We start from the raw sequence: 25,015 nt of genomic DNA, 5'->3' as shown, positions 1-25,015 counted from the left end.
ACCGCCCGCTCGCCGACGATGGCGCCGCGCAACACAGCGCCAATCATGATATGCACGAAGCGGCCAATGCCGCTCAGGACCTCGCCGTGACCGACTATATCCGCCGCATTCTCGATGCCCGCGTCTATGACGTGGCTGAAAAGACCCCGCTCGACAGTATGGTGCGCCTCAGCCAGCGGCTGGGCGGCTCGGTACTGCTGAAGCGCGAGGATTTGCAGCCCGTCTTCTCCTTCAAGATCCGCGGCGCCTATAACCGCATCGCCCGGCTGGACGAGACGGCACGTGCCGCCGGCGTCATCTGCGCTTCGGCCGGCAACCATGCGCAGGGTGTTGCCTATTCCGCCCGGAAGCTGGGGCTAAAGGCGACCATCGTAATGCCGGTGACGACCCCGAGCATCAAGATCGACGCCGTGCGCCACTGGGGCGGCCGCGTGGTGCTGGAAGGCGACACCTTCGACGAAGCCTATGCCCATGCCCGCGAGCTGGAAGCGGCCGAAGGCCTCACCTTCATCCATCCGTATGACGATCCGGACGTCATTGCCGGCCAGGGCACCGTCGGCATGGAGATCCTGCAGCAACATCCCGGCCCGATCGAGGCGGTGTTCGTACCGGTCGGCGGCGGCGGGCTTGCCGCCGGCATCGCCTCCTACGTCAAATTCCTGCGGCCGGAAACGAAGGTGATTGGTGTGGAGCCGGTGGATGCCGCCTCCATGAAGGCCGCCATCGAGGCCGGCGACCGGGTGATCCTGAACCGGGTCGGCCTGTTTGCCGATGGCGTCGCCGTGCGGCAGGCCGGAGAAGAGACCTTCCGCCTCTGCCGGGAATTGCTGGACGATGTGCTGGTGGCCAATACCGACGCCATGTGCGCCGCCATCAAGGACATCTTTGAGGATACTCGCGTCATCGCCGAGCCGGCAGGCGCCCTCGCCCTCGCCGGCCTCAAGGCCTATGCGGCGGCGAACCCGGCGCGAACGGGCGCACTGGTAGCTATCAACAGCGGCGCCAACATGAATTTCGACCGTCTGCGCCATGCCGCCGAACGGGCCGAACTGGGCGAGGCGCGCGAGGTGCTGATGGCGGTGACTATTCCCGAGACCAGGGGCAGCTACCGCAACTTCGTGACCGTGCTCGGCAACCGCAACGTCACCGAGTTCAACTATCGTTATGCGGCCGGGCAGGAAGCGCATGTGTTCGTGGGCGTAAAGCTTGCCGACGCCCGGCAGGAAAAAGGCCCGCTGCTGGAGGAACTGCGCCAGCTCGGTTACCGCGTGCTGGATATCAGCGATGACGAGACCGCCAAGTCGCATGTGCGCCACATGGTGGGCGGCCGGGCGGCCGGACTCAACAACGAGATTATCCTGCGCTGCGAGTTTCCGGAGCGGCCGGGGGCCCTGATGAAGTTCCTGAACGGGGTCGGCTCGGAATGGAACATCACCCTGTTCCACTATCGCAATCACGGCGCCGATTACGGGCGCGTGCTGACGGGCGTTCAGGTGCCGCCGGAAGACCGGCCGCGCCTTGCCGAACAGATGCGCTCTCTGGGATATCCGTATGAGGACGAGACGGAAAACCCGGCCTACCAGCTTTTCCTCAAGGCGTGACCAGAGCCCCCATGATCACCGGCTTTCTTGACCATATCCGGGCCTGCAACGCGGGTGACCTTGCCGATTGTGTGCGCTTTTTTGCCGGCGGAAAGCCCGTGGGCTGGCTCTCCCCGCCAGTGGCGGCGGCACTGGAAGGGCTTGCCGGTTTCGAACACCGTCCGGATGGCTGGCACCTGACAAGCGGCAACGAAACGCCGGCGCTCGATATCGCGGCGCGCCGGCTTGTCGATCTCGGCATCGTGCGCAAGCTGCGGGGTGAGGCCTACCGCGTGGTGGAGGAATGGGGAGCGCCGGAGATCGCCCGCATCGACCGCGGTGCCGCCCCCTATTTCGGCCTGCGCAGCTTCGGCATCCACCTCAATGGCTTCGTCCGCCGGGCCGACGGCATCTGGATGTGGGTTGCCACACGGGCGATGGACCGGGCGCTCGACCCTGGAAAGCTCGATAATCTGGTTGCCGGCGGCCAGCCCGCGGGGCTCAGCGCCGAAGAGAATATGGTGAAGGAAGCGGCCGAGGAGGCCGACATCCCGGCCGGGATCGCACGGCAGGCCGTGCCAGTCGGTGCCATCCGCTACTGCCTGCGCGGCGGAGCGCAGGTGCGGCGCGACACGCTGTTTCTCTACGATCTGGAACTGCCGGAGAGCTTCCGGCCGCATAATGCCGATGGCGAAGTGGCACGCTTCGACCTGATGCCGCTTGGCGAGGTGGCCGAGATCGTGCGCACGAGCGACCGCTTCAAGTTCAATTGCGGGCCGGTGGTGATCGATTTCCTTATCCGCCACGGCTATCTGCGGCCGGAGCATGAAGACTATCTGGCGATCAGCACCGGGCTTCGGCGCAGCTTCGACTGAAACTCAGGTAAGGCCGGTTTCGTCACCGGCCTTGTCCGCCAGTTCGGCGCGGATGGCGATCATGGTGTCGGCATTGTCGAGGAAAAGCTGCGTCAGGTGTGGGTCGAGATGGGTGCCGGCCGAGGCTTCCAGATGCGCCAGCGTGGTCTCGATGCTCCATGGCTGCTTGTAGGGTCGCGGCGAGAGCAGCGCGTCGAACACATCCACTACCGCCACCAGCCGGCCGGACAGCGGAATGGCCTGCCCGGCGAGCTTTGCCGGATAACCATCGCCATCCCAGCGTTCGTGATGGGTGAGCGCGATTTCGGCCGCGAGCTCCAGCATGCTGAGGCCGCTGCCGGCAAGGATGCGGGCGCCGATCTGCGCATGAGTGCGCATGATCGCCATCTCTTCCGGATCGAGCCGGCCCGGCTTCAGCAACACCCGGTCGGGCACGCCGATCTTGCCGATATCATGAAGCGGCGCTGAGGCCAGCATCATGTCCACGAACTCGTCAGGCTCTCCGGCAAGGCGGGCCAGTTCGGCCGAGAGGCGGCCAATGCGCACGACGTGATGACCAGTATCCTCGTCACGAAATTCCCCGACAGTACACAGGCGCCGGATGATCTCATGCCGCGTCTCTTCCAGCTCACGCGTACGCTCGCGCACCTGCTGGTCGAGAATCTCGGATTGCTGGCGCTGGCCCTGATAGAGCAACTGGAGCTGCAGCACGGTGCGGGTGCGGGCCAGCAGCTCCCAGAAAGCGAAGGGCTTGGTGACATAATCGCGCGCACCGGCCTCAAGCGCCTTGCGGCGACTGTCCTCATCATTCTGCGCGGTGACGATGAGAATGGGCGGCTCGGCATCGGAGGTCATCTCACGGGCGGCGCGGATGAAACCGACGCCGTCGAGCCCCGGCATGCGGTAATCGAGCAGCACGAGGTCCGGCTTCAGCCGCTCGTAAAGGGCAAGTCCCTCGTAAGGATCGTTGCTGGTGTGGATATTGGTAAAGCCCGCGCTTTCCAGCATCTCGAACAGCAGTTCCGTATTGGCCGGCACATCATCGACCACCAGGATCGTCGCGGCATAGAGATCATGCATCTTCTGCGACCTGCAGCACTTCCTCTACGGCGGCGATGAATTCGGCCACCTGCAGAGGTTTGGTCATATAGCGTTTGAAGCCGGCCTTCAGGCCCTTTTCCACATAGTGGGGTAGCGCATTGGCGCTGAGGGCGATGGCGGGGATATCCCGGGTCAGCGGATCGGAGCGCAACCGGGTCAGCAGCTCGAAGCCGTCGATACCCGGCAGGTTGATATCGAGCACGACCAGGTCGGGGGCATGGGCCCGGGCAAGCGCGATACCGGTACCGGCATCGGCGGCAAACAGCAGCTCGATGCCTCCCATCGACTCGACCAGATCCCGCATCAGCTGGACGTTGGCCGGGTTATCCTCGACATAGAGCAGCGTGTGGCGGCGCCCGCCGGCCCCGGTGCGTGCAGGGCGGGCAACAGGCACGGCCGCGACAAGCTCGACCTCGGCGGCGGGCAGGTCGAAATAGAAGCTACTGCCGTGCCCCTCGACGCTGGTGACGGTAATATCCCCGCCCATCTCTCCGACCAGGCGGCGCGAGATGGTGAGGCCGATGCCGGTGCCCTCGATGGCGCCATGTTCGCGCCCAAGCCGGTTGAAGGGCTGGAACAGTTCCCCCAGCCGGTCCTGCGGAATGCCAAGGCCGGTATCGCGCACGGTAAAGCCGACGCGGCCGCCGGCAACCGGCGCCACCTCCAGCCAGACCGACCCGCCCGCCTTGTTGTATTTGATGGCGTTGGAGACGAGGTTGCCTAGAACCTGAAGCAGGCGGGTGCGGTCTGCCATCACCCCGTCCAGCGCCGACGGCACCACAATGTTGAGATTAACTGACGCCTGACTGGCCAGCGGCATAAGCGCACTGGTGATGTCGGCGCCGATCTGGCTGGCATTGACCGGCTCCAGCGAAAGGGTGAGGCGCCCGGCCTCGACACGGGCAAGGTCCAGCACTTCATCAATGAGCCGGAGCAGATGATTGCCGGCCTTCTGGATCTGGCTGGCGGCCCGCTCCTGCCGCGGCGTCAGCGGCTCACGCTCCTTGTTGAAGGCGAGCAGCTGGGCAAACCCCATGATGGAGTTGAGCGGCGTGCGCAGCTCATGGCTCATGCTGGCCAGAAACTCGGTCTTGGCCTGGTTGGCAGCCTCGGCGCGCTCGCGTGCCTCCTGCAGGTCTCGGGTGCGTTCCAGCACACGTTCTTCCAGCGCATCGCGCGAGCGGGCAAGTTCCGCCTCGATAGCCCGGCGCTCCTCGATCTCACCCGCCAGCGCCTGATTGGCCTCGCGCAGGCGCTCGGCCTCGCGCTCTGCAAGCGCACTCAGCCGCCGGTCGGCAATGATGGTGATGAGGGCGAGCAGCAGCAGCCCGTAGGACCCACCGCCAATCGCTATGGCAAGGGCCGTGCGTGAGGCACCGGCGGCAGTGGTAAAGCTGATCGGGTCGATGGTGACGACAAGCGCCGCCATGCCCGTGTAATGCATGCCGCAGATGGCAACCGCCATGACCTGTGCCGCCACCACACGCTGCCATGTGCGCTCCAGCGTAAAGGCAAGGATGAGCGCGGCAGTGGCGGCCGCCATGGCGATAATGACGGAAAGCCCGAACAGGCCCGGATTGTAGGCGATCACACCCGGCAGGATCATCGCCGCCATGCCGGTGTAATGCATGGCCGCAACGCCGAGCCCGACGACGGCGCCGCCCGACGCAAGGCGCGCGAGGGAAGGATGTTCTGCCTGCCGCACCAGCGCCAGGCCCACGGCAACCACACCGACGGCGATGGCGAAGGAAAGGAAGGTCAGGCCCGGGTGGAAGCTGATGGCAAGCCCGGCATCGAACGCCAGCATGCCGATGAAATGCATGGCCCAGATGCCACCACCCAGCGCGAGCGCCGCGCCGGCATGCCAGAAGGGCCTGGAACGGGGCGTGGCAAAGCGCAGACGCTCGGCCATATCGAGCGAAACATAGGAGGCGAAGGCCGCCACAAGGAAAGACAGCGCCACCAGCCACAGATTGTGACCGGTTGGGAGACCGTGCTGATTGGTGCTGAAGCACAGCCCTAAAATAGTAACCGTCACCGGAGGCGTCCGAAGCTCTTCAGTAGCAAAGATACATACTGAGATATCATGGACGCCGACAGAAAGTTACTAACCAGATGAGCAGGGCGGCGTCACTTTTGCGCCGGCCTACATCCAGCCGCGGCGGCGGAAATACCAGAGCGGAATGACGGCCGACGCCACCATCACGCCAAGCGCCACCGGATAGCCCCAGGCGGAATGCAGCTCGGGCATGAAGTCGAAATTCATGCCGTAGATACCTGCGATGAGCGCCGGCGGGAAGAAAGCGGCCGCGCCGACCGAGAAGCTGCGGACGATAACGTTCTGCTCGATATTGATGGCGCCCAGCGTGGCATCCAGCAGCATGGACATGCGCTGGGCCTGGAAATTGGCATGCTCGGTCAGGGACTGAAGGTCGCGGGCCGCCACTTTCAGGCGCTGGCGCAATTCGCCGCTCTTGCCGGGAAGGCTGGCATTGAGGAAGGCGACAAGCCGGCTCTGCCCGGCGATGCTGTCACGCAGCTTGCCGATGAGATCGCCGGTGCGCCCTACCTCGCGCAATACCTTCTGCAGGTCGGTATTGCGGCTCTTGCCCGGCCGTACATCCGGCGTGAGGTTGAGGAAGACTTCCTGGAAACTTTCGTCCAGCCGGCGCGAGAGCATCTCGGCGATATCGGCCGTGCGGTCGACGATGGTGTCGATGAGGCCGATGAGAGCGGAAGACCCATCGCGCGCCAGCACCGGCGAGCGGCGGATGCGCCCGGCAAAGAGCGCGATGGAACGCGGCTCGTGATAGCGCAGCGTGATCAGCTGGCCGCGATGCAGCACCATGGTGAGCGGCGCCAGCACGGGCTGGTCGGTCTCGGTATCGGAGAGGACCGGCGTGGTCAGGAACAAGGTTTCGCTGATGGCAAACAGGCGGCTGGAGGCCTCGATTTCGGCCATCTCCGCCCGCTCCGGCAATTCGACCTGGAGCAGAACTTCAAGCGTATCGCGTTCGGATTCATCCGGAGAACTGGCATCGATCCAGGGTGCGGCGATCAGGGTCTGGGCATCCAGCCCTTCCTGCCGCCAGTCAGCCTCATGCCAGATTCGGATCATGTAGACGCTCCGCTTGCTGGTAACGGGTAATCCCGCGTTTTGCCGCCGGACGCAAAACGGCGCCCCCGAAGGGGCGCCGGAAGCATAGCCATCTTTACTGCGGGGAAAAGGGCCGCGAGGCCACTTTTTCCAATCAGGCGATCTTGCGCCCGGTAGCCGCCGTCGCCAGCGGGTGGCGGGTCTCCACCAGCTGCTTCAGCGATTCGCCGGCCACATGGGTATAGATCTGCGTGGTCGCGATGTCGGCATGGCCGAGCATCTTCTGCACCGAGCGCAGGTCGGCGCCATGGTTCAGCAGATGGGTGGCAAAGGCGTGGCGCAGCACGTGCGGGCTCACCCGTTCCGGATCGAGCCCGGCTTCCACCGCCAGTTCCTTCAGCAGCTGCGCAAAACGCTGGCGCGTCAGATGGCCGGTGGAGGAGGTACGCGACGGAAACAGCCAGTTGGCCTGGCTCTTCTCGCGGCCGGCCACCAGGAAGCTGTGGCGCACGCCGACATAGGCCGCCAGTGCATCGCGGGCGGGCTCGCTGAGCGGAACGAGACGTTCCTTGTCGCCCTTGCCACGCACGACGAGGTAACGCCCGTCACGCGAGATGCCGCTCTGCGGCAGGCCGACGAGCTCGGAAACGCGCAGGCCGGTGGCATAAAGCACTTCCAGAAGGGCGATGAGGCGGATGCCTTCCGGCCCTTCCTTGTTCTGGGCAGCGGCGATCAGCGCCGTCACCTCGGCCTCGGCCAGCACCTTGGGAAGGGTGCGGCCCTGGCGCGGGCTGTCGATGGTGCTGGTCGGATCTTCCGCACGGCGCTTCTCGGAAACGAGGAAGCGGAAGAACTGCCGCAGGGCCGACAGGCGGCGCGCCACGGTACGGGCGGTTACCGCGCCATCTTCCTCGTCGGAGAGGAAAGCCAGGTAAGCCCGCAGATCGTCCGTGGACGCCAGCGCCAGCTCACCGATGCGGGAAGAGAGATAGCCTTCGGCATCGATCAGGTCGCGCTCATAGGCGATGCGGGTATTTTCCGCCGCGCCGCGCTCTGCCACCAACATGTCGAGAAAGGCATCGATCGCTGCGCTGCGCTCAGCCTTGGGTTTCGGTCTGCGGCCCGGTTTGGCCATAAGCGGTAGTCCTTAATTCGTACAGCACAGGGCTAAAGCCGGGGCTGGGCCGCGATGAGCTCAACAGCCATTTGCCGCGCCGGAGCATCAAGACCGACACGGCTCAAAGCCTCAACAGCTTTAGCGAGGATGAGGGGCGAACCCCTGTTGGCACCGTCATTACCCAAGGCCGTGACGGCAAGCAAGACGGTCTCGCCGCGCCTACCTGCCGCAGAGGCCTCGTCAAGGGCATAAAAGATGGCCGGGTTCACACCCGCCGGAGCAGTCATTTTCGGTATTGCCGCAAGCTCGCTCCACGGGGCCTTCACGGGCACGCCCAGCGCCTTCAGAAACGCCAATGATTGCGCCGCATTATCCGGCTTTTCCGAAACCCACGCCGACAGGTCTCCGGCAGGGACGGAAGGGATGCCTGCGGCCATCGCCAGCGGCCACATCTGGCGGGCCGAGGCCGGGTCCACCCCCGACGCCAGCTCATACCAGCCCTGCACCGGCTGCATCTCACCGGCACTCGCCAGCGCAGCAACCGCAGCGGGAGCAACCCAGGCGGTATCGCGCTGCGGGTCCAGCAGCTTTGCCCACACCGCCCCGACGGCCGGGGCTGGCGCCAGATCGAGCGCCCGGCCAACGACTTCGGTCCGTGCTGCCGGAACGCTCTGCGCCGAGGCGGCCTGATAGAGCAGCGCGCGCAGCATCGGCGTGTTCTGCCCCTGCTTCGCGGCACCGAGGGCACCGTGCTTCTCGGCATCGGTGAAAGAGGGTTCGGCATAAAGGCCCGTCAGCACATCGCCCCTGATGGCCCCCGCTGCCACCAGCCGCTCGGCTGCGGCGATGCGCAGCTCGACCGGCGTCGGCTTCACCACCAGCAACCCGGCCTGATAGCCAAGATCGGTGGCACCCGCCGGGGCCGGCCAGGCAAGACCGGCCTCGGCAATCATCGCCAGATGTACCGGGCTGAAACCGCCCTCCGGGGCTGGCGGGGGCTTTTTCGAGGACGACAGGCCGGAGAGCATGTCGGCAAGGGCAAAGAAGGTCTTGTCGTCCGGCGCCTGCTCGCGCAGCAGATCGACGCTCAGCGAGGCGTCACTGCCGTTACCAGCATAGAAGGCGCACAGCGCCGCCACCTGCTGCCAGAAGACACTGGCGCTGGACGGGTCACGATCAGCGGAGACCTTGCACACATCATCCGTCCGCCCGCCTCGCAGCATGGCGCCGGCCCAGACCTTCGAGAGCGCAGGATCCTTGATGACGGCAGCATCGGAGGCGGCAAGCGCCTGCAGATCATCGAGATCGCCCATGCGGCCGAGGAGATCGAGGCGCAGCTCCGGGAGCGAGGCCGTCTTGTCGTCGGCGGCGCCTTCCGGCGCGCGGGCGGCGGAAAGCAGGGCGCGGCGCAGCAGATCCCACGCCGCCGGCTGCTGTCCGGGAACGGAAAGGCCGGCGAGCAAGTGCTGGGCGGTTGCCATCGGCACGCCCTGCCACAGATCAACCCCGAGCCCGCCTTCGCCCGGATCGAGAATGCCGCCGACGATCCCGGCAGGGGCCGCGCCAAGCTGCTCGACCACAATGCCCGAGGAAGGCTTTGCCGCCGGCTGGCTTCCCTCTTCAGGCGGCGTGAAGACAAAGCCCCCTTGCGGCGCGGCCTGCGGGGCAGGCTGCGCGGAAGGAGCGGCTGTAGTGCCGGAGGGTTGAGGGAAAAGCTGGATCGGGGCCTGGGCGGCTGCCGGCGAAGAAACCAGGGCCAGCAAAGCCAGCCCCGGAAGGTACCTACTGGACCAGAACCTCATGCGGGATGGCCTTTTCAACCGTCGCAACCGGGGGCGCACTGACCATGGAGGCGACGAACAGGCCGCCGCCGATGACGAGAAGCAGAATAACAACGAAGAGCGCTTTAAGCACGAACTGACGCCATTTCAGCTGGTTGGAAGGAAGGACAACAAGCAGGTGCCAGAAGGCACAAACATGCCGGACCGCCGGGCCGAACCCCTACGGACAAGACGAGCAAGACATTGCGGCCAGCTGATGGCCATCAGGCCCTGAAAACCGCGGGATCATCGCTCTGGAACACCGGGCTGATATCAGCCGCCCGGTTCCGATGTCTTTCCGATCATGAGTTTATGCGCCGGTGGCCATGGCTGACAACCCGCTTGGGCAAATGAGCGGCAGTTTGCCTCTGGCACAGGCAACAGCCGCGGCGCCCCCGCAGCACCCTTGCCAAAATGCGGGGAAATACGCGACAAGCAGCATCATGGTTTCATCCCCTCCCCTGACGATCCCCCGGACGATCGTGCTGGTCGGCCTCATGGGCGCCGGCAAGACCTCCGTCGGCAAGCGCCTGGCTGCCCGGCTGGGGCTGGAGTTCCGTGACGCCGACCATGAGATCGAAGCCGCGGCCGGCCTGACCGTCAGCGAGATTTTCGAGAAGTTCGGCGAAGAGGAATTCCGCAAGGGTGAGCGGCGCGTCATCGCGCGCCTGCTGGACGAGCCGGTGCATGTGCTGGCCACCGGCGGCGGCGCCTTCATGGATGCGGAAACACGCGCCACCATCCGCCAGAACGGCCTGTCGCTGTGGCTCAAGGCCGATCTCGACACGCTGGTCGAGCGCACCTCGCGCCGCAACACCCGCCCGCTGCTGCGCGGCGGCAATCCGCGCGAGATTCTGGAGAAGCTGATTTCGGTGCGCTACCCGATCTATGGCCAGGCCGATCTGGTGGTGGAGAGCAGCCCTGCCAGCCTCGACACCACCGTGGACAAGGTGCTGAGCGCCCTCTCCGGCCAGCTGGCCGCTGAAACCCACATGGCAGGCTGAACCGCCAGCCGCCCCTCCCGCCCCTTTTCTGAACTGTAGCGTCTGCCCGTGCCCAGCTCCTCCCGCCAGACCGTCACCGTCGATCTCAGCGACCGTTCCTATGACATCGTCATTGGCGATGGCGTACTGGATGAGGCCGGCGCCCGCGTCGCCCCGCTGATGGGCAAGGGGCCGCGCCGGGTCATTACCGTGACCGACGAGAACGTGGCCGGCCTGCATCTGGCGCGTTATCGCGCCGCGCTGGCCGCCGAGGGGATCGAAAGCCTCGACATCATCCTGCCGCCGGGTGAGCAGACCAAGAGCTGGCAGTATCTGGAACTGGTGCTGGAGAAGACGCTCGCCGCCCGCATCGACCGCGGCACGCTGATGGTCGCCTTTGGCGGCGGCGTGATCGGCGATCTTGCCGGTTTTGCTGCAGCGCTGGCGCTGCGCGGTATCGACTATGTGCAGATCCCGACCACGCTTCTGGCCCAGGTGGACAGCTCGGTGGGCGGCAAGACCGCCATCGACACCCCGCAGGGCAAGAACCTCGTCGGCGCCTTCCACCAGCCGAAGCTGGTGCTGGCCGATACCGGACTGCTGGCCACGCTCAGCGAGCGCCATCGCCGCGCGGGTTTTGCCGAGGTCATCAAATACGGCCTCATCCGCGAGCACTGCTTTTATGAATGGTGTGCCGCCAACGGCAATGCCGCCATTGCAGGCGATGCCGCACTGCTCGCGGAGGCGGTGCGCCGCTCCTGCGAGCACAAGGCCGATGTGGTGCAGCAGGATGAGTTCGAGACCACGGGGCTACGTGCCCTGCTCAATCTCGGCCACACCTTCGGCCATGCGCTGGAGGCGGAGACCGGCTACAGCGAACGGCTGCTGCATGGCGAGGCCGTTGCCATCGGCATGGTGATGGCGTTCGATCTGTCCCATCGCATGGGCCTTGTCAGCGGACAGAGCGCCGGCCGGGTGAAGCAGGCGCTGGCGAGCCTTGGCATGCCGGTCGACCTTGCGGCGCTGCCGGGCCTGACCGTCGACGCGCTCACCGCGCATATGGCAAAAGACAAGAAGGTAAAGGCCGGCACGCTGCGCTTCGTGCTGGTGCGGGAGATCGGCGAAGCGTTTGCCGGCAGCGAAGCACCGGCCGACCTTGTGGGAGCGGTGCTGCGCGACGCAGGCGCCGTGGGCTGAAGCCTGGGGGACAGGCTTTCTTAACTGGATCTGGAGATGGAGGGGGTGGTGGACGGGATAGATTGGGGTCTGTGGCTGACGGCACTGGCGATTGTGGTGCTGCTCATCGGCTCGGGCTTCTTTTCCGCCACCGAGACGGCGATGACCGCCGCCTCGGAAGCCAAGCTTCACCAGATCGCACAGGACGGCGACCAGCGCGCCATCCGCGTCAACAAGCTGCGCGCCAGCAAGGACAAGCTGATCGGCACGCTGCTTCTGGGCAACAATGTCATCAACATTCTGGCATCGGCGCTGGCAACCAGTGTCCTGATCCGCCTGTTCGGCGATGCCGGCGTCGTCTACGCCACCTTCGTCATGACGGTGCTGGTGCTGGTGTTCGCCGAGGTGCTGCCCAAGACCTACGCCCTGCTGCATGCCGACCGCCTGGCGCTGGCCGTCTCCGGCCTGACCACCGCCATCGTCTATGTCCTGTCGCCGATCACCACCGCCATCGCGTGGATCGTGCGCGGCACGCTGCGGCTGTTCGGCGCCCACGCCGTGCGCGTGCGCCTTGGCATCGATCCAGAAGAGCTGCGCGGCGCGATCGAGATGCATCGCGGCGAGGATGAGGAAGTCAGCCAGGAGCGCGCCATGCTGCGCTCCATCCTCGACCTCAACGATGTCGTGGTCAGCGAGATCATGACCCATCGCCGCAATGTGGTGATGATCGATGTCGACCAGCCGATGACCCAGCTCATCGACCAGGTGCTGGCAAGCCCGCATACCCGCCTGCCACTCTTCCGCGGCACCCCGGACAATGTGCTGGGGGTACTGCACGTCAAGCAGCTGATGCGCGAGGTGCAGCAGCGCGGCGACGATCTTTCCCAGCTCGATCCGCAGGCGATCGCCGCCAAGCCCTGGTTCATTCCCGAAAGCACCACGCTGTTCGACCAGTTGCACGAGTTCCGCCGCCGGCGCGAGCATTTTGCCATCGTGGTGGATGAGTACGGCTCGTTCATGGGCATCGTGACTCTGGAGGACATCCTCGAGGAAATCGTCGGCGATATCGAGGATGAGCACGATGTAAAGGTGGCCGGCGTGCGTGCCCAGGCCGACGGTTCCTTCATTGTCGACGGCACCGTGACGATCCGCGACCTCAACCGCCAGTATGAGTGGGGCCTGCCGGATGACGAGGCCTCCACCATCGCGGGCCTGGTGCTGCATGAAGCCCGGCGCATCCCGGAAGCCGGCCAAAGCTTTACGTTTCACGGCTTTCGCTTCGACATTCTGCGCCGTCACCGGCACCAGATCACGAGCCTCAGAATCACCCCGAAACCAGTGTCAGACTAACCTTCAGTATACAATTATTTCGTAAAATCGGCGGACTCTTTCCCAAAAGGATCCGGCAACAGGCGTCTCTTTTCCTTTCCCCGAGCCGGTTTTTCGGTAACATGGCGAACTGGAGGCGTAGTTGGTACGTTTTTGGGAGTAGTCATCAATGACAAGCGATCAGGTAGTCGCGTCCTCGGAGGAAATCCCGGCGGCATCAGCTGAACCGGTGGAATCGGTTTCGCCGGGCGGCGGAAACGACGACGGAGATCATGGCGTGGCAGCAGCCACCCCTCCTTCTTCCGGCAGGCGCCTTGGCATCGGCAACAAGCTGATGATGGCCTTCGGCCTTGTGGCGGCAACCACCGTCATCGGTGCCGGCGTTGGCACCTACTCCTACAGCACGGTCGGCGCGCGGATGGATGAGCTGCTTAGCCGCAGCATCCCCCAGGTCGTCGCCGCCGAAGAGCTTTCGGCCCGTACCGCCAGCCTTGCAGCAAGCGCCCCGACACTGGCGGCCGCCCGCACCCAGGACGAGCGGACCTCGGCGCAAACCACCCTTTCCGACCGCCTCGGCCAGATCAACTCCGGCCTCGATGAGCTGCGCAAGCTGGGCATCGAGCCCAAGCTGGAAAAATCGATCAGCGGGTCCATCGACGCGCTGGATGCCAGCCTTGAAGACCTGAACAAGATGGTCGGTGCCGGCATCGACCTCAAGGATACCCGCGCCCAGCAGATCCGCCAGATGGGCATGGCCTATAATGAAGTGCAGAAGGCGGCGGCGCCGCTGCTCTCCATGGCCTCGTCCTCCTTGCAGACGGCCGGCCAGGACGTGACGCAGAAAACCCAGACCGGCCTCAAGAACCTGCAGGACATCATCACCAACCAGCTGATGTCGGTCTTCGAGGTTCAGACCTCGGTCTACGCCCTCTCCAACTCCATCATCATCGCCGCGACCACGCCAGACGAACAGGCGCTGAGCTCTTCCTGGGTGGCCTTTGCCTCGCAGGGCGGCCGCATCGGCAATGCTCTCTCCAAGCTCAAGCAGCAGGGCGAGAGCAATGATCGCATCGCCAAGGCCATTCCGACGATCGAGGAAATCTACAACCAGCTGCTGGATTTCGGCCGCGGTGATGGAAACATCTTCGAAAAGCGTCAGGCTCTGGTGAAGGAAGGGACTGAAACCAGCTCCCAGCGCATGGAATTCGCCCAGAATGTCAGCAAGGTTTCCGACCTGCTCGACAAGCTCGACAGCTCGCTGAAGCCGCTGGTGACAGCCAGCCGCGCCACTGTCGTGCTCTCCAGCGTCGATCTGACCAAGAACAACACCGACCAGATCCAGTTCCTCATGACGCAGGGCGTCGGAGCGCTGGAGCGGCTGCTGCGCCTTGATGCGCTGGCAAACCGCGTGCTTGGCACACTCAGCACCGCCGCCAACGCGGAAAGTGCCGATGTGCTGACCGAGCTTGAAAACAACTTCAAGGAAAGCAGCGACAGTATCGCCCAGCTGATGACCGACATGCCGGACTCGGACGAGAAGACAGCCCTGACCCAGGCCATCTCCTCGCTGACCCAGATCGGCGCCGGTGATCGTAATGTCTTTACCCTCAGCCTTACCAACCTGCAGGCAACGGCCTCGATGGGTGTTGCGCTCGACGAGAGCCGCTCGCTCGCCGACGATCTCGCCAAGCAGGTGAGTGTGCTGGTGGATGGTTCGCTGAAGGCCGGCCGCGCCGCTGGCGCCTCGGCCCAGGCCGCGCTCGATTCCAGCCGCACTCTGCTGTTCGCGGCAGCCGGCATCGGCATACTCGCTGCGGTCCTCATCATCCTGCTCTATGTCCGTCCGGCGATCACCCGCCGCCTGCTCGCCCTTTCCGGCGCCATGCGGCAGATCTCCAGCGGCGATCTCAATGCCGAGCTGCCCAAGGCCGGCAATGACGAGATCGGCGACATGACCGAGGCACTGGCCGTCTTCAAGCAGAACGCGCTTGAAGTGGAACGCCTGCGCAGCGCGCAGGAAGAGCAGCGAATTGCGGCCGAGGAAGAACGGCGCACCACCATGCGCGAGCTGGCCGACAGCTTCGAGAGCAGCGTGGGCCAGTTCGTGACCGACCTCATCAACGCCAGTCGTGCGCTTGAGGAAACGGCGCAGTCGATGTCGGGCCTCGCCAAGGAAAACACCAACCAGAGCGCCAGTGCCGCCGAAGCTTCCGAGCAGGCGACACGCAATGTGGAAACGGTGGCTTCCGCCAGCGAGGAGATGGCGGCCTCCATCCAGGAGATCGCCCGCCAGACCGAGCAGTCGCGCAGCATCGCTCACGATGCTTCCGCCAAGGCGCAGGAGACGAGCTCGCTCGTCGGCCGTCTGGGCGAAACCTCGGAGAAGATCGGCGACGTGGTGAAGCTGATTGCGGACATCGCCGAGCAGACCAACCTGCTGGCCCTCAACGCCACCATCGAGGCGGCGCGGGCAGGCGAAGCCGGCAAGGGCTTTGCCGTGGTGGCGAGCGAGGTCAAGAACCTCGCCAGCCAGACCGGCAAGGCGACGGAAGAAATCAGCGCCCAGATTTCCGCCGTGCAGGAAGTCTCCTCCAGCGCGGCCAAATCCATCGCCGCCATCGTCTCGATCATCGAGCAGATGGGCGAGACCGCACAGTCCATTGCCAGCGCCGTGACCCAGCAGTCCGCCGCCACTTCCGAGATCGGTCATGCGGCAGCGGAAGCTGCCCGCCGGACCGGCGAGGTGTCGGAGAACGTGCAGGACATCCGCCGCTCGGCCCACACCAACAACGAGAATGCCGGTCAGGTGCTGGGCTCCGCCCAGAAGCTGGCGGGTGACGGCGGCGTGCTGCGCAGCAAGGTACAGGACTTCCTGGAGACGCTGCGTCACGCCTGACGCACCGGAGGGCATGGCGCCTGCGGGCGCCCGGTTCTATAAGCAAACGGCCGCTTTCCTTTAAACGGGAAAGCGGCCGTTTCTTCTTATCTGAAGGCTTTTGCCAGCCGTGAGCGCCCCGCTGCCCCAGACCATCGAGCCGAACCCTGAGCTGCCGATGACGCAGCAGATCGGTTACCTTGCCGCCGCCTGCGCACGCGAGGGGTACCGGCTGGAAATCGTCGACCATTATTCGGGTCAGCTTGCCCGGGTGCATGAGGGGTCGCGCAATTTCCTCGTCGGCGCCGGGTCGATCCACTCCTATCCGATCAACAACGCCGTCTCGGTAACCGTGGCGCGCGACAAGGCGCATACCTATTCCCTGCTGAAGGATGCCAGCATCCGTGTGCCGGAAGGTGGGCATTTCTTTCTGAACCAAAGCTATCGCGCCCATCGCCCCGACGGGCGGGAAATTGCCGACGCGCTCGATTACGCGCGCAGCCTCGGCTTCCCGGTCTTCGTCAAACCCAATGACGGGTCACGCGGGGACTTTGCCGAGCTGATCCGCGAGGAAAACGCCCTGCTCCACCACCTGGCAGCCATGGGGCAACGCTATCATTGCGGCCTTGTGCAGCGGGTGGTGCATGGGGAGGAGTACCGGATCTTCGTCGTCGACGGGGAGGTACGCTTCCATTACCGCAAGGCTGCGGCAACGCTGGTGGGCAATGGCACGGAGACGGTGGCCGAACTGCTCGCGGCTGCCAATGCGGAGCTTGTGGGCAAGGGCATCAGCCCGGTCGCAGCCGACAGCTTCTTCCTGCAAGGGGAACTGGAGCGCTGGTCGATGATGCTGGAGAGCGTGCCGGCCCGGGGGCAGCGTATTGCCTATACCCGCCGCGCCAATCTCAGCGGCGGCGGCGAGCTGACGGATTTCAAGACGGAAGCTGACCCCGTGCTCGCCGGCTGGGCCAGGCAGGTGGCCGGGGTTCTTGGCCTCAGGGTCTGCGGCATCGATGTGATGAGCGAGGGCGGGCTTGCCGATCCTGCCGCCTTCACGGTGATGGAAGTGAACGGCAACCCGGCACTGGCCGGCGCCTGGAACCATGGACGGCGCGATCTGGTGATCGACATCTGGGCGCGCATCTGCCGCCTTGCCTTCGATGACCTTGCTGCGGCGGCCCTGAGGGGCAGCGCATGAGCGCGCCGGCCAACGAGATCGTCCAGCAGTTATTGGCCCTGCCGAAATTCGGCAGCGGTATCGGCCTGCACCGGATGCTGGCACTGACGGAGGAGATGCGCACCGGCGGCTGGTGGCGCGGGCTTGAGGTGCTGAAGATCACCGGGTCCAACGGCAAGGGCAGCGTGGCGCGGTTCAGCGAGCGTATCCTGCGCGAACTGGGCTTTTCCACCGGCCTTTACACCTCCCCTCATCTGGTCCGCTTCAATGAGCGCATCGCCCTCGATGGCGTGGACATCACCGATGAGGCGCTTGCCGTGGCGGCTGGCCCCGCCCTTGCCGCTATCGAGGCTTATGAAGAGGCGTTTGCGGGCGAGAAGGTGGGCGCCTTTGAAGGCTTTACGCTCGCCGCGCTCAATGCCTTTGCCGAAAACCGGCCGCAGGCTCTGGTGGCCGAGGCCGGCATTGGCGGGCGTTACGACAGTACCCGTATCCTTCCCGGCAAGGTTGCCGTCATCACCTCCATCGATCTGGAACATGCCGAGGTGCTGGGCGGCACGCTGGAGGCCATTGCCTATGACAAGGCTGACCTCTGCCCCGATGGCGGCACACTGGTTACCGGCCCGCTGGAGGCGGATCTTGCCCGCCGCCTTGCGGCCTATGCCGGGCTACGCGGCCTTAAGCTGCTGCGGGTGGGGCACGATATCGAGATCGGTACCGTCCATCACCATGACGGGGTGACTCACGCCGATTTCCGCCTCGGGAGCATGGTGTGGGAGGGCCAGCCCCTTGGCCTTGCCGGCGCCCATCAGGCCGAGAATGCGGCAACCGCCCTTCTGGCTTGCCATAGCTGGCTTTCCGCCGCCGGCCATCGGGTCAGCGACCAGACCTTCCGGCAAGCTGCGGCGACCGCGCTTGCTGACGCCACCAACCCTGGGCGCCTGGAGACCGTGGCGCGCGATCCGCTGGTGCTGCTGGATGTCGCCCACACGCCGGACGCCGCACGCCGGATTGCCAGCTATATGCGCGCGGCTTATTTCGGCCGGCGGATCGTGCTGCTGACCGGCGGCTCCGCCAACAAGGATATCGACGGCATGCAGGCCGCCCTCGCCCCACTGGCGGACGAGCTGATCTGCACCCGTGCCGCCCACCGCGGCGCCCCGGCGGCACGCGTGGCCGAGGCAGCGCTGAAGGCCGGAAAGCAAGCGCGGCTGGTCGAGGACGATCTCGGCACTGCCGTTCATGAAGCAATGACGCTGGCCCGGCAGCAGAATGCCGTGCTGCTGGTGGCCGGCGGGCTGTTCCTGGCGCTGGAAGCCCGGCAGGCCATTACCGGCGAGCCGGAAGGCGCGCTGCGCTTCTTCTGATCTCGCCCTACCCCTTGAGCGCGCCGGCCGTGAGGCCGGCGATGATGTATTTCTGCGCCGCCAGAAACACGATGATGGTTGGCAGGATGGTAAGGGTGATGAAGGCGAGGATGAGCTGCCACTGGGTGGTGAACTCGCCCTGATAGACCATGATGCCGAGCGGCCAGGGATATTTGGCGTCGCTGTTCAGAAGGATGAGCGGCAGCAGGTAATTGTTCCAGCTGATGACGAACTGCACGATGCCGACAGTGGCAAGGATGGGCTTCGAGAGCGGCAGCGTGACGTGCCAGAAGAAGCGCATATAGCCGCAGCCATCGACCATCGCCGCCTCCAGCAACTCCCCCGGCAGCCCACGAAAGAAATTGCGCAGGAGCAGGATGGACATGCCGAGGGCAAAGGCCACCTGCGGCAAGACCACCCCCATATAGGTATCGAGCAGCCCGAGATCGCGGATCTTGATGAACAGCGGCAGCACCGCCGTTGCTGCCGGGAACATCAGCCCGACGAGGAAATAATTGAGCAGCAGCCCTGAGCCATAAAAGTGCACATGGGCAAAGCAGAAGGCGGCCATGGAGGCGACCACCAGCGCCAGAAACACTGTAAGGCCCGAGATGATGAGAGAGTTGGCGAGCATACGCCAATAGGTCGGCCCGGAAAGGATGGACCAGTAATTGGACCACTCCCAGTGCTGCGGCAGGCCGAACGGGTTGGTGCGCAGTTCGCCCAGCGTCTTGAAGCCGCCGAGCGCCGTTGCCACCAGCGGCAGCAACACGATGGCGGCGACCAGCACCAGAGCGAAGTAGGTGAGGAACCAGCCGAGGCGCGAGCGGCGGATTTTGGGGGCAAAATCAGTCATGGCGCATCAGGGTCCGGCGATAGGTAAAGGCAAAGACCACGCAGATGACGAACAGCGTGACACCGACGGCACTGCCAAAGCCGATGCGCATGCGGGTGATGCCGTAGGAATAGAGGTAGGTGACGATGGTCTGCGAACTGTCAGACGGGCCGCCGCGCGTCATCGGCATGATGAGGTCGAAAAGCTGCAATGAGCCGATGACGGCAAAGAAGATGGAGAGCCGGACCGTTGGCCCCAGCAGCGGCAGGGTAATGAAGCGAAAAAGCTGGAAGCGCGTGGCGCCGTCGATCTCCGCCGCGTCATAGAGGCTGCGGTCGATGGCCTGGATGCCGGCGATATAGAGCATCATGTGAAAGCCGAAGAACTTCCACACGATGACGCCAAGAACGGCCGCCATCGAGGTGCTCGGATCGGCCAGCAGATAGGGTGCCGGCAGGCCGAAGAAGCCGGCAATGGAACCGGCGAGCCCATAATCGCCATCATAGACGAAGCGCCAGATGAGGCCGGCCGCAATCTCCGCCAGCACATAGGGCAGGAAGAAGATGAGGCGAAAGATGCTGGCACCGCGAATGCGGTCCGCCAGCAGGGTGGCGAGCCATAGCGCCAGCGGCAACTGCACCACCAGCGAGACCGCGATAACCAGCAGGTTGTTGATGAGCGCGGTGTGAAAAGCGGCGTGGCGCAGCAGGAACAGGTAATTGCGCAGGCCGACGAAATTGTCGGGGCTGTTGTAGCCGTTCCAGGAAAAGAAGGAGTACCGCGCCGCCTCTGCAATCGGCAGCACCACAAAAATACTGAACAGCAGCAACGCCGGCGGCAGGAACAGGATCAGCACCGGCGCCGTGCCCCTGACCGTCCTGTATTTGGCTGCCCGTCCCGGAATCCAGCGCTCCGGCCGTGCTGGCCGCACCTCGGCGGTTTCATCACCCATCAACACCGTCTCCACCCCATTTCATCGAAGGATCCCCGCCCGCCCGCAACGGGCAGCGGACAGGCAGGGACCATTCTTCCGGAACACCCCCTGTCAGTGCTCCAGCGCCCAGGCGTCCTGGACCTGCTGTGCCGCATCCTTGGGGCTGATTGTCCCGGCGGCGATGTTGGTGGAAACGTCATTGACCACACGGCCGACATTGGGGCCGAGCATCTGGTCATAGAACAGCTGGTGGTATTTAGAGGCCGCGAGGTTGGCGGCGACAGCGCGGAAGATCGGGTTCTTCATATCCGCATCCGCCCCCTTCACCACCGGGATGAAGAAGCCCTGCGCCGCCATTTCGCGCTCATGATCGAGCGTGATGAAGAATTTGAGGAAATCGATGGCGGCGTCCGGCGCCTTCTTGGTCACCAGCCAGCCATTGATGCCGCCCAGCGTGTCTGTCGGTTCGCCCTTGCCACCGGGTACGGTCGGGAAGGAGAGGAAACCGAGATTATCGTCGGCAATGCCCTTGCCGCTGGCCGAGCCGGTCTTCTGGCTGGTGTAGAGCCAGTTGCCCATGAACTCCATCGCCCCCTTGCCATCGCCGAACTGGCCATAGGCATCGGGCGCGGTGGCCCCCAGGAAACCGGGCTGGAAGGGCTCCAGATCGACCAGCTGCTTGAAGAGCTCGCCGGCCTTGACGAAGGTGTCGCTGGCAAAGCCGTCGCCCTTGCCGGCCAGCGCATCGTCAAACGCCTGCTTGCCGCCAAGGCGGATGGCGAGATACGACCAGTAGAAATGCAGCGGCCATTTGTCGGCACCGCCGGCGATGATGGGCGTGACGCCCGCCGCCTTCAGCTTCTTGACCGCCCCCAGCAGGTCATCCCATGTCTTGACGGCCGCCGGATCGACTCCGCCCTTGGCCATCAGCTCCTTGTTATAGAAGAAGCCCACCTGGCTCACGAGCATGGGGATGCCCCATTGCTTGCCTTCGTAATTGAGGGCGTTCCAGGCCGCCGAGGAGAAGCTGTCGGCGTAACTCTTGTCGAGCATGCCGGTCATATCGCGCAGGACGCCGGCCTTCACCTGCTCCTGCATCACGCCGCCGCCCCAGGTGTAGATGATGTCGGGCGGATCATTGGATTGCAGCAGGGTGGTGAGCTTGGCCTTGTAGGCCTCGTTCTCCAGGTACTGCATCTCGATCTTCACGCCGGGATGCTGGGCCTCATAGGCCTTGGCAATACCGGCCCAGTAAGTGGCGATCGAGGGGTTCTGCTCCAGATGCAGCCATTTGACAGTGGTATCGGCCCGGGCGGGGCCCGGCAGCAGGGCACTGCCGGCAACAAGAGCGGTCGTGGCGGCGACGAACGCCGCAGCAGCGACCCCGCGCCGGCGGAATGTCCGGTTGGTCATGGGGTTTCCTCCGCTTGTGTGGATGCTGTTATTTTATTCGCATCACGCATTAAATCATGCCCCCAGACCCCACCCTGTCAAGGCAACAACGCAATCTTATGTTAATTATTGCAGCGCAAACGGCTGGAAACACCCTTTCCTGCGCAATCTCTCGCTTTACGGAACGCCATTTAATCCGTATCCCTAATAAAATATCCAGCCCCCTCGCCCCGGAAACGGACTCCGATGAAGACCGCCGATCCAGAACTGATGCGCGCGATAAACCGCTTTCACGTGCTGGACACCATCCGCCGGCACGGGCCGCTGGCACGCATCGAGATCAGCGAGCACACCGAGCTTTCCTCAACCACCGTCTCCGCGATCACGGCAAGCCTGATCGATGACGGGCTGATCGCCCCGCGCCATGTCGGCGACATCCGCAATGGCGGGCGCGGCCGGCCGCGGGTGATGCTGGAGCTGAACCCCGGCGCGGCACGGGTGGTAGGCGCCAAGGTTTCCGGCAGCCGGCTTGTGTTTGCCGTTACCGACTTCCAGGGCGACGTGCTGTCCGAGCTGGTGCTGCCGGTACGCGTCGACCGCCAGCCCCCGGACGTGATCGCCGACCTGATAGAGGACGGGGTGCGCCGCTGCGCGGTCGATGCCGGCCTTGCGCTGGAGGAGATCAGCACCGTTGCCATTGCCGTGCCGGGCGTGGTGGAACACGGCACCGGCTGCGTGCGCTCCAGCCCCATCTTCCAGGATGGCGGGGTGATGATCGCCGCGGCGGTGAGCCAGCGGCTCGGCCGCCCCACCATCGTGGAAGGCGAAGCCAATGCCATCGCCATGGCCGAGCACTGGTTCGGGCACGGGCGCGAACTGGATGATTTCGTGCTCGTCAGCCTCGAGCAATCGCTGGGGCTTGGGGTGATGCATGGCGGGCAGCTCTTCCGCGGCGCACGCGGTCTTTCGCTCAATCTCGGCGAGATGATGCTGGCCGCCCGGCCGGAGCCGGAAGCCCGGCTCTTTGCCCATGCCGGCGAAGCCGCGCTTTCCGCCGCCGTGAACGACGACGGACGCCTGCGTGACGTCATCCGCCTTGGCGGCGGCATGGCGCGCATCCGCGAACTCATCGATGCCGGCGATAACCGGCTTGGCGCGGCAGCTGCCGCAGCCGGTGAGGCGCTGGGGGTGGCCATCGGCAATCTGGTCGGTCTGTTCGCCCCGCCGCGCGTCATCCTTGTCGGCTCGGCGCTGGTGCTGGGCGAACATCTGCTGGCCAGTCTGCGCACAGCGCTGGCGGCTGCCTTGCCGCCAGCGCTGGAGGGAATTGCCGACCTCATCATCGACCCGGTCGGAGACGAGGTCTGGGCACGCGGCGCCGCCGCCATCGCCCTGTGCGAACTTTATGGCGCGCCCTGGAGCACGACCGGCCCGGCACGGCGCATGGGAAGCGGCAGCGCCGGCTGATTTCCGGGGGTCATGACAAGGCAAAGAGCCGCCAGTCAGGCGGCCGGCCACTTACGGGGAGGAAAAACCATGAGCGCAAGCGAAAGGGTCGGTATCGGCATCATCGGCTGCGGCAATATCTCCGGCGCCTATCTGAAGGCGATGCAGGGATTTTCCGTACTGGAGGTGCGCGGGATTGCCGACATGAACCCGGCGGCAGCCGAAGCGCGGGCAGCGGAGTTCGGCGTTAGCGCAAGGCCGCTGGCAGACCTTCTGGCCGCCGATGATATCGAGATCATCGTCAACCTCACGGTGCCACGCGCCCATGTGACGGTCGGGCAGGAAGCGCTGGCGGCGGGCAAACATGTCTATTCCGAAAAGCCGCTCGGCATCGCCTTCGCCGACGGCAAGAAGCTGATGGAAGCCGCGGACAAGGCCGGGCTGCGCATCGGTTCGGCACCGGACACTTTCCTGGGCGGTTCGCACCAGACCTGCCGCCGGCTGGTGGACGAGGGCGTGCTGGGAACGCCGGTGGGCGGCACCGCCTTCTTCATGTGTCCGGGCCATGAGCGCTGGCATCCCAATCCGGCCTTCTATTACGAAGCGGGCGGCGGCCCGATGCTGGATATGGGCCCCTACTATGTGACCGACCTCGTCAACCTGCTGGGGCCGGTTGCGCGCGTTACCGGCATGGCGAGCATGCTGCGCAAGGAACGGCTCATCACCAGCCAGCCGCTGAACGGCACGCACATTCCGGTGGAGGTGCCGACCCATGTGACCGGCATGCTGGAATTCGCGAATGGTGCCGTGGTGCAGATCGGCATGAGTTTTGACGTTGCCGCCCACAAGCATGTGCCGCTCGAGATCTACGGCACCGAAGGCACGCTGGCGGTGCCGGACCCCAACTATTTCGGCGGCGACATCCAGTACCTCAAGAAAGGCGGCGAATGGCAGGGCGTGGCGACGGTCATGCCCTATGCCGACGGCAATTATCGCAGCCTCGGGGTTGCCGACATGGCGCTTGCCATCCGCCAGAACCGGCCGCACCGGGCCAGCGGTGCGCTGGCGCTGCATGTGCTGGAGGTGATGGAAGCCATCGGCACCTCCGCCAGCACCGGGCGGCATGTCGAGATCACCACCAAAGTGGAGCGGCCGGCGCCGCTGGCCGAAAGCATTCGGGATGGCAAGCTCGCCTGAGCGGCCGCCAGCAGAAAACAATCGGCAGAAAACAAAGGCCAGAAAACAAAGGAAGGAAACGGGAAATGCGCGAAGCGCTGATCGTCTGGGGCGGCTGGAGCGGACATGAGCCGCAGCAGGGTGCCGAAATCGTCCGCGGCATGCTGGAGGAGGCGGATTTCAAGGTCTATGTCGAAGACACGACCGAAGCCTTTGCCGACCCCTCTATCCGCGACCTCAGCCTCATCGTGCCGATCTTCACCATGTCGAAGATCGAGAAGGAGGAGGTGAGCAACCTGACGAAGGCAGTGGAAAGCGGCGTCGGCCTTGCCGGCTACCACGGCGGCATGTGCGATGCCTTCCGCGAGGCGGTGGACTATCAGTTCATGTGTGGCGGCCAGTGGGTCGCGCATCCCGGCAATGTCATCGACTACCGGGTGGATGTCACCCGGCCGGACGACCCGGTCATGGCGGGCATCGACAGCTTCGCCTACCGGTCCGAGCAATATTACATGCATGTCGACCCCTCCAACGAGGTGCTGGCGACGACCACCTTTACCGGCGAGCACGCCAGCTGGATCGACGGGGTGGTGATGCCGGTGGTGTGGAAGCGCCACCATGGCAAGGGCCGCGTGTTCTATTCCTCCCTCGGCCACGTCTCGAGCGAATTTCAGGTGCCGCAGATGAAGGAAATCCTGCGGCGGGGCATGCTGTGGGCGGCACGCTGACGCCGCA

Annotated in this window: 20 protein-coding genes; 11 read left to right on the top strand and 9 right to left on the bottom strand. The window is 64.9% G+C overall.

The genetic code is table 11. From position 1 onward, the window contains the following. The first annotated feature begins 86 nt into the window (after positions 1–86). Positions 87–1,601, top strand: a complete 1,515-nt coding sequence (ilvA, locus tag QTL98_RS04585; protein WP_445682087.1) for a threonine ammonia-lyase, biosynthetic — start codon at positions 87–89, stop codon at positions 1,599–1,601. Positions 1,602–1,612: 11 nt separating this feature from the next. Then, complete coding sequence (locus QTL98_RS04580) at positions 1,613–2,455, top strand: NUDIX hydrolase (RefSeq protein ID WP_445681045.1); 843 nt, start codon at positions 1,613–1,615, stop codon at positions 2,453–2,455. Positions 2,456–2,458: 3 nt separating this feature from the next. Here QTL98_RS04580 and QTL98_RS04575 read toward each other — a convergent pair whose 3' ends face one another. The 6 genes from QTL98_RS04575 to QTL98_RS04550 all read right to left on the bottom strand — a co-directional run bounded on the left by QTL98_RS04575 (position 2,459) and on the right by QTL98_RS04550 (position 9,684). After that, entirely contained in the window at positions 2,459–3,535 is a 1,077-nt protein-coding gene (locus QTL98_RS04575; RefSeq protein ID WP_445681044.1) for an HD domain-containing phosphohydrolase, read from the bottom strand. Further along, positions 3,528–5,594: an MHYT domain-containing protein gene (locus tag QTL98_RS04570; RefSeq protein ID WP_445681043.1), complete on the bottom strand. Its 2,067-nt coding sequence runs from the start codon at positions 5,592–5,594 to the stop codon at positions 3,528–3,530. Before QTL98_RS04570 ends, QTL98_RS04575 begins: the two co-directional genes overlap by 8 nt. Positions 5,595–5,702: 108 nt before the next feature. Further along, complete coding sequence (locus QTL98_RS04565) at positions 5,703–6,674, bottom strand: magnesium transporter CorA family protein (RefSeq protein WP_445681042.1); 972 nt, start codon at positions 6,672–6,674, stop codon at positions 5,703–5,705. A gap of 133 nt (positions 6,675–6,807) precedes the next feature. Further along, on the bottom strand, positions 6,808–7,788 hold the full coding sequence (xerD, locus tag QTL98_RS04560) for a site-specific tyrosine recombinase XerD (protein WP_445681041.1): 981 nt from the start codon (positions 7,786–7,788) through the stop codon (positions 6,808–6,810). Positions 7,789–7,820: 32 nt separating this feature from the next. Beyond that, on the bottom strand, positions 7,821–9,572 hold the full coding sequence (locus QTL98_RS04555) for a hypothetical protein (protein ID WP_445681040.1): 1,752 nt from the start codon (positions 9,570–9,572) through the stop codon (positions 7,821–7,823). Next, positions 9,553–9,684: a hypothetical protein gene (locus QTL98_RS04550; protein WP_445681039.1), complete on the bottom strand. Its 132-nt coding sequence runs from the start codon at positions 9,682–9,684 to the stop codon at positions 9,553–9,555. The genes QTL98_RS04555 and QTL98_RS04550 overlap by 20 nt, the downstream gene beginning before the upstream one ends. A gap of 349 nt (positions 9,685–10,033) precedes the next feature. On the opposite strand from QTL98_RS04550, the gene QTL98_RS04545 reads away from it, so the two are divergent. From QTL98_RS04545 to QTL98_RS04520, 6 genes are all read left to right on the top strand, one after another. Then, the gene (locus QTL98_RS04545) at positions 10,034–10,594 is read left to right on the top strand and encodes a shikimate kinase (protein ID WP_445681038.1); all 561 of its coding nucleotides are present in this window, start codon (positions 10,034–10,036) and stop codon (positions 10,592–10,594) included. A gap of 48 nt (positions 10,595–10,642) precedes the next feature. Next, positions 10,643–11,770, top strand: a complete 1,128-nt coding sequence (aroB, locus tag QTL98_RS04540) for a 3-dehydroquinate synthase (RefSeq protein WP_445681037.1) — start codon at positions 10,643–10,645, stop codon at positions 11,768–11,770. 57 nt (positions 11,771–11,827) lie between these two features. After that, positions 11,828–13,099, top strand: coding sequence for an HlyC/CorC family transporter (locus QTL98_RS04535; protein WP_445682086.1), 1,272 nt, complete (start codon positions 11,828–11,830; stop codon positions 13,097–13,099). A 256-nt stretch (positions 13,100–13,355) separates the two neighbouring features. Further along, positions 13,356–15,974, top strand: coding sequence for a methyl-accepting chemotaxis protein (locus QTL98_RS04530; RefSeq protein ID WP_445681036.1), 2,619 nt, complete (start codon positions 13,356–13,358; stop codon positions 15,972–15,974). Positions 15,975–16,083: 109 nt separating this feature from the next. After that, entirely contained in the window at positions 16,084–17,151 is a 1,068-nt protein-coding gene (locus QTL98_RS04525) for a hypothetical protein (protein WP_445681035.1), read from the top strand. After that, complete coding sequence (locus tag QTL98_RS04520) at positions 17,148–18,497, top strand: bifunctional folylpolyglutamate synthase/dihydrofolate synthase (protein WP_445681034.1); 1,350 nt, start codon at positions 17,148–17,150, stop codon at positions 18,495–18,497. Before QTL98_RS04525 ends, QTL98_RS04520 begins: the two co-directional genes overlap by 4 nt. Positions 18,498–18,504: 7 nt before the next feature. Here QTL98_RS04520 and QTL98_RS04515 read toward each other — a convergent pair whose 3' ends face one another. The 3 genes from QTL98_RS04515 to QTL98_RS04505 form a co-directional block, all read right to left on the bottom strand. Then, positions 18,505–19,353, bottom strand: a complete 849-nt coding sequence (locus QTL98_RS04515) for a carbohydrate ABC transporter permease (protein WP_445681033.1) — start codon at positions 19,351–19,353, stop codon at positions 18,505–18,507. Beyond that, the gene (locus QTL98_RS04510; RefSeq protein WP_445681032.1) at positions 19,346–20,284 is read right to left on the bottom strand and encodes a carbohydrate ABC transporter permease; all 939 of its coding nucleotides are present in this window, start codon (positions 20,282–20,284) and stop codon (positions 19,346–19,348) included. Before QTL98_RS04510 ends, QTL98_RS04515 begins: the two co-directional genes overlap by 8 nt. Before the next feature lie 93 nt (positions 20,285–20,377). Then, entirely contained in the window at positions 20,378–21,679 is a 1,302-nt protein-coding gene (locus QTL98_RS04505) for an extracellular solute-binding protein (RefSeq protein ID WP_445681031.1), read from the bottom strand. 225 nt (positions 21,680–21,904) lie between these two features. On the opposite strand from QTL98_RS04505, the gene QTL98_RS04500 reads away from it, so the two are divergent. The 3 genes from QTL98_RS04500 to QTL98_RS04490 all read left to right on the top strand — a co-directional run bounded on the left by QTL98_RS04500 (position 21,905) and on the right by QTL98_RS04490 (position 25,008). Continuing rightward, entirely contained in the window at positions 21,905–23,125 is a 1,221-nt protein-coding gene (locus QTL98_RS04500) for an ROK family protein (protein ID WP_445681030.1), read from the top strand. Positions 23,126–23,194: 69 nt separating this feature from the next. Then, positions 23,195–24,301, top strand: coding sequence for a Gfo/Idh/MocA family protein (locus tag QTL98_RS04495; protein ID WP_445681029.1), 1,107 nt, complete (start codon positions 23,195–23,197; stop codon positions 24,299–24,301). Between the two features lie 65 nt (positions 24,302–24,366). After that, entirely contained in the window at positions 24,367–25,008 is a 642-nt protein-coding gene (locus tag QTL98_RS04490; RefSeq protein WP_445681028.1) for a ThuA domain-containing protein, read from the top strand. The last annotated feature ends 7 nt before the right edge of the window (positions 25,009–25,015 follow it).

The sequence above is a fragment of the Radicibacter daui genome (assembly GCA_030657355.1).
Classification (GTDB): domain Bacteria; phylum Pseudomonadota; class Alphaproteobacteria; order Radicibacterales; family Radicibacteraceae; genus Radicibacter; species Radicibacter daui.
This window is presented reverse-complemented; position numbering and strand designations above follow the sequence as displayed.

Excerpts from the sequence above, each read along its gene's own strand:
- QTL98_RS04565 (WP_445681042.1), bottom strand. The coding sequence starts at position 6,674 with ATGATCCGAATCTGGCATGAGGCTGACTGGCGGCAGGAAGGGCTGGAT.
- QTL98_RS04520 (WP_445681034.1), top strand. The coding sequence starts at position 17,148 with ATGAGCGCGCCGGCCAACGAGATCGTCCAGCAGTTATTGGCCCTGCCG.
- QTL98_RS04555 (WP_445681040.1), bottom strand. The coding sequence starts at position 9,572 with ATGAGGTTCTGGTCCAGTAGGTACCTTCCGGGGCTGGCTTTGCTGGCC.
- QTL98_RS04510 (WP_445681032.1), bottom strand. The coding sequence starts at position 20,284 with ATGGGTGATGAAACCGCCGAGGTGCGGCCAGCACGGCCGGAGCGCTGG.
- QTL98_RS04580 (WP_445681045.1), top strand. The coding sequence starts at position 1,613 with ATGATCACCGGCTTTCTTGACCATATCCGGGCCTGCAACGCGGGTGAC.
- QTL98_RS04575 (WP_445681044.1), bottom strand. The coding sequence starts at position 3,535 with ATGCATGATCTCTATGCCGCGACGATCCTGGTGGTCGATGATGTGCCG.
- QTL98_RS04490 (WP_445681028.1), top strand. The coding sequence starts at position 24,367 with ATGCGCGAAGCGCTGATCGTCTGGGGCGGCTGGAGCGGACATGAGCCG.
- xerD (WP_445681041.1), bottom strand. The coding sequence starts at position 7,788 with ATGGCCAAACCGGGCCGCAGACCGAAACCCAAGGCTGAGCGCAGCGCA.
- QTL98_RS04505 (WP_445681031.1), bottom strand. The coding sequence starts at position 21,679 with ATGACCAACCGGACATTCCGCCGGCGCGGGGTCGCTGCTGCGGCGTTC.
- QTL98_RS04495 (WP_445681029.1), top strand. The coding sequence starts at position 23,195 with ATGAGCGCAAGCGAAAGGGTCGGTATCGGCATCATCGGCTGCGGCAAT.
- QTL98_RS04500 (WP_445681030.1), top strand. The coding sequence starts at position 21,905 with ATGAAGACCGCCGATCCAGAACTGATGCGCGCGATAAACCGCTTTCAC.
- QTL98_RS04515 (WP_445681033.1), bottom strand. The coding sequence starts at position 19,353 with ATGACTGATTTTGCCCCCAAAATCCGCCGCTCGCGCCTCGGCTGGTTC.
- QTL98_RS04545 (WP_445681038.1), top strand. The coding sequence starts at position 10,034 with ATGGTTTCATCCCCTCCCCTGACGATCCCCCGGACGATCGTGCTGGTC.